The organism is Limnohabitans sp. Rim8, from assembly GCF_945869175.1.
Classification (GTDB): Bacteria; Pseudomonadota; Gammaproteobacteria; order Burkholderiales; family Burkholderiaceae_C; genus Limnohabitans_A.
In genome coordinates this window covers 1-7,152 of sequence record NZ_CAMBNZ010000117.1, presented here as the reverse complement: position 1 = coordinate 7,152, position 7,152 = coordinate 1, and the positions used below count along the sequence as shown (strand labels likewise).

At 56.9% G+C, this 7,152-nt stretch carries 8 protein-coding genes; all 8 read left to right on the top strand.

What is annotated here, in order from left to right; translation table 11 throughout:
* Window positions 1-921: (Fe-S)-binding protein (locus tag Q0O19_RS13455; RefSeq protein ID WP_295523793.1), on the top strand; the 921-nt coding region annotated here is incomplete at its 5' end.
* 15 nt (window positions 922-936) lie between these two features.
* The gene (locus Q0O19_RS13450) at window positions 937-1,353 is read left to right on the top strand and encodes a DUF971 domain-containing protein (RefSeq protein ID WP_295523791.1); all 417 of its coding nucleotides are present in this window, start codon (window positions 937-939) and stop codon (window positions 1,351-1,353) included.
* A gap of 22 nt (window positions 1,354-1,375) precedes the next feature.
* A complete protein-coding gene (ubiE, locus tag Q0O19_RS13445) occupies window positions 1,376-2,107 on the top strand; it encodes a bifunctional demethylmenaquinone methyltransferase/2-methoxy-6-polyprenyl-1,4-benzoquinol methylase UbiE (RefSeq protein WP_295523790.1) in 732 nt (243 codons plus the stop codon).
* A 35-nt stretch (window positions 2,108-2,142) separates the two neighbouring features.
* The gene (locus tag Q0O19_RS13440) at window positions 2,143-3,165 is read left to right on the top strand and encodes a Tim44 domain-containing protein (protein ID WP_295523788.1); all 1,023 of its coding nucleotides are present in this window, start codon (window positions 2,143-2,145) and stop codon (window positions 3,163-3,165) included.
* A gap of 46 nt (window positions 3,166-3,211) precedes the next feature.
* Window positions 3,212-3,784 carry a hypothetical protein gene (locus Q0O19_RS13435; RefSeq protein WP_295523786.1) on the top strand — a complete coding sequence of 191 codons (573 nt, stop codon included), beginning with the start codon at window positions 3,212-3,214 and terminating at the stop codon, window positions 3,782-3,784.
* Entirely contained in the window at window positions 3,781-5,355 is a 1,575-nt protein-coding gene (ubiB, locus tag Q0O19_RS13430; protein WP_295523784.1) for a ubiquinone biosynthesis regulatory protein kinase UbiB, read from the top strand. Before Q0O19_RS13435 ends, ubiB begins: the two co-directional genes overlap by 4 nt.
* A gap of 31 nt (window positions 5,356-5,386) precedes the next feature.
* Window positions 5,387-6,832 (top strand): sodium:solute symporter family protein, encoded by a 1,446-nt coding sequence (locus Q0O19_RS13425; protein ID WP_295523782.1) that lies wholly within the window; start codon window positions 5,387-5,389, stop codon window positions 6,830-6,832.
* Between the two features lie 86 nt (window positions 6,833-6,918).
* Window positions 6,919-7,152: FmdB family zinc ribbon protein (locus tag Q0O19_RS13420; RefSeq protein ID WP_295523780.1), on the top strand; the 234-nt coding region annotated here is incomplete at its 3' end.

Here is a 7,152-nt window from a genome sequence, read left to right as displayed (position 1 = left end):
CACTTCATCAACAAAAAGATGCCGGGCAATCTGCCCAAGAAAACCGCGCGGGCCTTGTTGGACATCGAAGACAACGATTACGTGCCCATCATCCGCAACCCGAAAGCCACCACGTCAGAAACGGAAGCGGTGTTCTACTTTCCTGGATGTGGCTCCGAACGCTTGTTCAGCCAAGTGGGTCTGGCCACGCAGGCCATGCTCTGGCATGTGGGTGTGCAAACCGTGTTGCCACCGGGTTACCTGTGCTGCGGTTACCCGCAAAAGGGCTCGGGCCAGTTCGACAAGGCCGAGAAGATCATCACCGACAACCGTGTGCTCTTCCACCGCGTGGCCAACACACTCAACTACCTCGACATCAAAACCGTGGTGGTCAGCTGCGGCACCTGCTACGACCAGTTGCAGGGCTATGAGTTCGACAAGATATTCCCAGGTTGCCGGATCATCGACATCCACGAGTTCTTGCTCGAAAAAGGCATGAAGCTCGATGCGGGCGGCGCCTACCTCTACCACGACCCTTGCCACAGCCCCATGAAGCAGCAAGAACCCATGAAGACCGTGAAAGCCTTGATGGGCGACAACGTGTTGGAAAGCAAACGCTGCTGTGGCGAGTCGGGCACGCTGGGCGTGACACGCCCGGACATCTCGACCCAAGTGCGCTTTCGCAAGGAGGAAGAGCTCCTCAAGGGCGAAGCCACCCTGCGCAGCAGTGGCGCTTTGGCGCCACAAGCCAATGTGAAAATTCTGACCAGCTGCCCCAGCTGCCTTCAAGGCTTGTCGCGCTTTGGCGACGACATGAAAAACGGCCTGCTCGAAGCCGATTACATCGTGGTCGAGATGGCCAAACACATCCTGGGTGAAGAATGGATGCCCGAGTACGTGAGTGCGGCCAATGCAGGCGGCATCGAGCGCGTGCTGGTTTAACCCCGAAAGCAGACCATGGCCGGATTGAAAAAAGAAACGCCCACGCCCGAGTCCTTGACCGTGCATGGTCAGAGCAAAGTCCTGGAAATCGGGTTTTCTGACGGGGCGCAATTTCGCATCCCGTTTGAGTTGATGCGCGTGTATTCGCCTTCGGCCGAAGTTCAAGGCCATGGCCCCGGCCAGGAAGTGCTGCAAACCGGCAAACGCGAGGTTGGCATTGCCGAAATCGAACCCGTGGGCAACTACGCCGTCAAGCCGACCTTCACCGATGGGCACGAGTCCGGCCTGTTCACTTGGGAATACCTGTACTTTCTGGGTGACCAGCAAGACGCCTTGTGGACGCAATACGAAGACCGCCTCCAAGCTGCCGGCTTGAGCCGCGATGCGCCCATGATGGACAAAGCGGGCAGCAGCTGCGGTCACAACCATTGAACATTTGGCGAAAAGGTTGGCCATGAGCACCACACACTTCGGATTCAAAACCGTTGACGAAAACGAGAAAGCCCAGCATGTGCGGGGCGTGTTCGACTCGGTCGCGTCCAAATACGACGTGATGAACGACCTGATGTCCATGGGTTTGCACCGCATGTGGAAGGCCTACACCGTGCAGGTGGCCAACCTCAAAGAGGGCGACCAGGTGCTGGACATCGCAGGTGGTACGGGCGACTTGTCCATGGCGTTTGCCAAAAAAGTGGGTGCCACGGGTCGCGTGGTGCACACCGACATCAACGAAGCCATGCTTTCAACAGGGCGCGACCGCCTGGTTGATCAAGGTCTGGCCTTGCCCACCTTGGTTTGCGATGCAGAAAAGTTGCCCTTTTCTGACCAACACTTCCATGTGGTCAGTGTGGCATTTGGCCTGCGCAACATGACACACAAAGACGTGGCGCTGAAGGAAATGTGCCGGGTGCTCAAGCCCGGAGGCAAATTGTTGGTGCTGGAGTTTTCCAAAGTGGCCAAGCCGCTGGAAAAAGCCTATGACTGGTACAGCTTCAAAATCTTGCCCCAGCTGGGCAAGTTGGTGGCGGGGGATGCCGACAGTTACCGTTACCTCGCCGAATCGATTCGCATGCATCCCGGTCAAGAGGAGTTGAAAACCCTTATGAAAAATACCGGATTTAGGCATGTGGATTTTCACAATTTGTCGGCTGGGGTGGTAGCCTTGCATATAGGCATCAAGTGCTGACGCCTGAAAACCGAACTTTCTGAGTTGGAGACACCATGAACAACAAGTTGATGACCCTGATGCTCGCTGGCGTGATGGCCCTGGGCAGTCTGAACGCTGAGGCTGCACGCCGCATGGGCAGTGGCAAATCCATTGGTCAGCAATCGAACCAGGTCACCAAGCGTGATGCCGCGCCACAAACACCGGCCGCACCTGCACAAAATGCAGCCCCAGCCAATGCCGCCAAGCCGGCTGCAGCACCTGCTGCTGCAGCCCCCAAGCGCCCTTGGGGTGCCATGTTGGGTGGCTTGGCTGCAGGTTTGGGTTTGGCTTGGTTGGCCAGCTCACTGGGCATGGGTGAAGCCTTTGGCAACATCTTGATGGCTTTGTTGATCGGCGTGGCTGTGATCGCGGTGATTGGCATGGTGATGCGGGCCCGCCGTGGTGGCGCTTCCCAATCGGGCGGTCTGGCCTACCAAGGTGCAGGCGCTTCGGCAGACAACCCTGCCACCTACAAACAATACAGCCCCAGCAATGTGGGTAACGACGCTTCGGCGCGTCCGTGGGAGGGACACAACACCCGTTTTGACAGCTCTGCCGCCTCGGCCTCGACCGGCTCCTTGATTGGTTCGGGTATTGGTTCTGGCCTGGGTTCGGAGACCAACCAGGGCCTCGATGGTTCCAAAAGCTGGGGTATCCCTGCGGGTTTTGATGTCGACAGCTTCATCACCGCGGCCAAGCGCAACTTTGTCACTTTGCAAGACGCCTGGGACCGTTCGGACATCAGTGCTCTGCGTTCCATGATGACGGACGCCATGGTGGTGGAAATCCGCAACCAACTGTCTGAGCGTGAAGCCCAGTTTCCAGGTCAACCCAACAAGACCGAAGTGGTCATGCTCGATGCTCAGTTGTTGGGAATTGAGGAGCAAGCCGATGCATATATGGCCAGTGTCGAGTTCAACGGCATGATCCGTGAAGACGCCGCTTCCGGCCCGAGTCCCTTCCGCGAGGTTTGGAACATGACCAAATCTAAGCAAGGTGGTGGCTGGTTGGTGGCGGGCGTGCAAGCGCTGCAATAAAGCCTTGGCTCTTTGGGGCCTGCGCTTTCGGGAATAATTGGGGACTATGGCAACACAGTCCCCTTTTTCATGGGCCGCTCAGGCGCTCCCCGACCTGGCCGCTCAAATGGCCAAGCATTTCAGTACTTCATTCCACCCCCCCGAATGGGTGGTTGATGAATCCGTGAACCGTTTGGTCTTGTTCCTCAACCATGTCTTGACGAGTGAGCCCGAAGCCATGGCCCGTTTGGCTCGGCAAAAAGGCCAACGCATCGAATTGATTTGGGAGCGTGTTCATTTGCAATTGACACCGACACCCGCTGGCTTGCTGGAACGTGGCCGATTCGAAGGCTTTGATTTGCGCCTGATTGTGAATGAAACTTCGGCTTTTTCCTTGTTCTCCACCTTGGCGCGGGGTGACAAACCCAAGGTGCGCATCGAGGGGGATGTGCAACTGGCTGCTGAAGTCAATTGGCTGATCGACCATGTGCGCTGGGATGCTGAGGAAGACTTGGCCCGCTTGATCGGGGACGCGCCCGCCCACACTTTGGCGCAAGCTGCCCATCAGGCCATGGCGGCTTTGCGCAGTTTTGTCGCCAAGCGTCCGGGTACTGAACTTCACACCGGTGGGCCCGCATGATGGGCTGGGGCCGTTACGGACGTGGTGCTTTCATCGTTTTCATCGTCCTGCGCTATGGGCTTGATGAATTGGTGCTGACGAGCTTCCAAAAACCTGGGTTGCGTATCTTAGCCCGCGTGTTGTCGGTGGGGCGCGACCTGCGCTCGCCACGCGGCGTGCGACTGCGAGAAGCTCTGGAGCGACTGGGACCGATATTTGTGAAGTTCGGACAGGTGTTGTCCACCCGCCGCGACCTGCTGGCCCCTGACATCGCCGAAGAGCTGGCCAAGCTGCAAGACCGTGTGCCCCCATTCAGTTCAGCCATTGCGGTGGCTTCTATAGAGCGGGCTTTCAATCGTCCCGTGGATGTTATTTTTGAAACGTTTGAACGTGAGCCGGTGGCCAGTGCGTCGATCGCTCAGGTGCACTTTGCCACTTTGCGTGGCAAATTAGGCGAGCTGCGCGAGGTGGCTGTTAAGGTTCTGCGCCCAAGCATGCTGCCGGTGATTGACAAAGACCTGAGCCTGATGCGCATGATGGCGGGCTGGTTGGAAAACCTGAGCGCCGACGGCAAACGGCTCAAACCCCGAGAGGTGGTGGCCGAGTTTGACAAGTACCTGCACGACGAGCTGGATTTGGTGAGGGAAGCGGCCAATGCTGCGCAGTTGCGTCGCAATATGCAAGGCCTTGACCTGGTGCTGATTCCCGAGATGATCTGGGACTTTTGCCATCCCGAGGTCATCGTCATGGAACGCATGCATGGCGTCCCCATCAGTCAGGTTGACCGTTTGCGCGAGGCGGGTGTGGACATTCCCAAACTGGCACGCGATGGCGTGACCTTGTTTTTCACGCAGGTATTCCGCGACGGATTTTTCCATGCCGACATGCATCCCGGCAACATCCAAGTCAGCCTGGCACCTGAGACCTTTGGTCGCTACATCTCGCTGGACTTTGGCATCGTGGGCACGCTGACCGAGTACGACAAAGAGTACTTGGCGCAAAACTTCACTGCTTTTTTCCGACGTGATTACAAGCGTGTGGCTGAGCTGCACATCGAATCGGGCTGGGTGCCGGCCGAGACGCGGGTGGACGAATTGGAGTCGGCCATCCGTGCCGTTTGCGAACCCTATTTCGATCGGCCTTTGAAGGAAATTTCGCTCGGCATGGTGCTGATGCGCCTGTTTCAGACTTCGCGCCGGTTTCAGGTGGAAATCCAACCGCAGCTGGTGCTTTTGCAAAAAACCTTGCTCAACATTGAAGGCTTGGGCCGCGACTTGGACCCTGAGCTGGATTTGTGGAGCACGGCCAAGCCCTTTCTCGAAAAGTGGATGCTCGAACAAATTGGCCCCAAAAAGCTCTGGGAAGAGCTCAAGGGCCAAGCACCGCATTACGCCAAGCTGCTGCCGCAGCTGCCGCGCTTGCTGCATAACTACCTTGAACAAAACCGTTCAAGCGATGCAAGGCAACTGGAGCAATTGCTGAGCGAGCAAAGGCGCACCAACAGCTTGTTGCAAATCCTGCTTTACTTGGGCATGGGTTTTGTACTGAGTTTGCTCGCTTTGCAGCTCTGGTCGCACATGCAGCTGTATTGACCCCCTTCTTAAACAAACTGGAGACATTGCCGTGTTACTAACTCTCGTGATCGCCTACCTGCTGGTGACCATCGCGATTGGCCTGGTGGCCGCCAAACGCGTTAAAAACACCGCAGACTTTGCCATTGCTGGCAGGCATTTGCCCCTGGTCATGATCGTGACCACCACATTTGCCACCTGGTTCGGTTCAGAAACCGTGCTCGGCATTCCGGCCAAATTCGTCAACAGCGGCCTGAACGGCGTGGTCGAAGACCCCTTTGGTGCGGGCAGCTGCCTGATTTTGGTGGGCTTGTTCTTTGCCGCAAGGCTTTACCGGATGACATTGCTGACCATCAGTGACTACTTTCGAGAACGCTATGGCCGCAGTGTCGAGGTGATTTGTTCCGTCATCATCATGGTCAGTTATCTGGGCTGGGTCTCGGCGCAGGTCACGGCCTTGGGCTTGGTGTTCAACCTCTTGTCGGATGGTGTGGTCAGTTTGCCTGTGGGCATGGTGATTGGCGTCGTGTCCATATTGGCCTACACCTTGTTTGGGGGGATGTGGTCTGTGGCCATCACCGATTTCATCCAGATGATCATCTTGGTGGTGGGGCTGTTCACTTTGGCCGTGTTTGCAGGCCAGCAGGCCGGCGGCGCGGACAAGGTGTTGGCGCTGGCCGTGAGCCAAGACATGTTCAAGTTTTGGCCTGAGCCGAACTTCAAGGACATCATTTTCTTTTTTGCTTCGGCCATCACCATCATGCTGGGCTCTATCCCACAGCAGGACGTGTTTCAGCGCGTCATGTCCGCCAACAGCGAGTACGCCGCCACCCGTGGTCCGGTGATTGGCGGTGTGCTTTACATTTTGTTCGCCTTTGTGCCGATGTTTCTGGTGGTCAGCGCTTTGATCATCATGCCTGAGCAGGCAGCGAAGTTGATTGAGGAGGACCCTCAGAAAATTTTGCCTACTTTGGTCATGACCCAGATGCCCTTCATCATGCAGGTCTTGTTCTTTGGGGCCTTGCTATCGGCCATCAAGTCTTGTGCGTCGGCCACTTTGCTGGCGCCCAGCGTCACCTTCACCGAAAACATCTGGCGACAGTTTTTCCCGTTCCAAAGTGACCAACAAGAGCTCAAGGCCATGCGCGTGACGGTGTTGGTTTTCAGTGCCTTCGTGCTGGCTTATGCGATTGCCATGCAGGGCACGTCCATTTACGAGATGGTTTCTGGGGCTTACCAGGTCACCTTGGTCGGTGCATTTGTTCCCTTGGCTTTTGGGCTTTTCTGGAAAAAAGCCACCACCCAAGGGGCCTTGTTGGCCATTGTGCTGGGATTGGTGGTGTGGTTGCTGTTCATGTTCACGTCAGCGGGCGAAGAATTCCCGGCTCAACTCGCCGGTGTGTTGGCCAGCTTGGCGGGCATGCTGATCGGGTCACAGTGTCCTCAGTTCATACGCAATCGCCATGACAGCCACCATGATTTGGCCAGTTCTGCCTGAGACAGGCGGCCAGACGGGGGGCTTGAAGCACAGCCCCCCGCCTATAATTGAGGGTTTTGTGTTTCCAACTTAAAAGAGCCCTCTTCATGCCCATTTACGCTTACAAATGCGACGCCTGCGGCCATGCCAAGGAGGTTCTGCAAAAAATGAGTGACGACACCCTGACCATTGGTCCGGTCTGCGCAGCCCCTCAATTCAACAAACAACTCACGGCTCCGGGCTTTCAGCTCAAGGGCACGGGCTGGTATGCCACCGACTTCAAAGGCGGCGGTGCTGCCGCAGTGCCTGCGGCGGCTGGCACGGCTGCTGATGCTGATTCA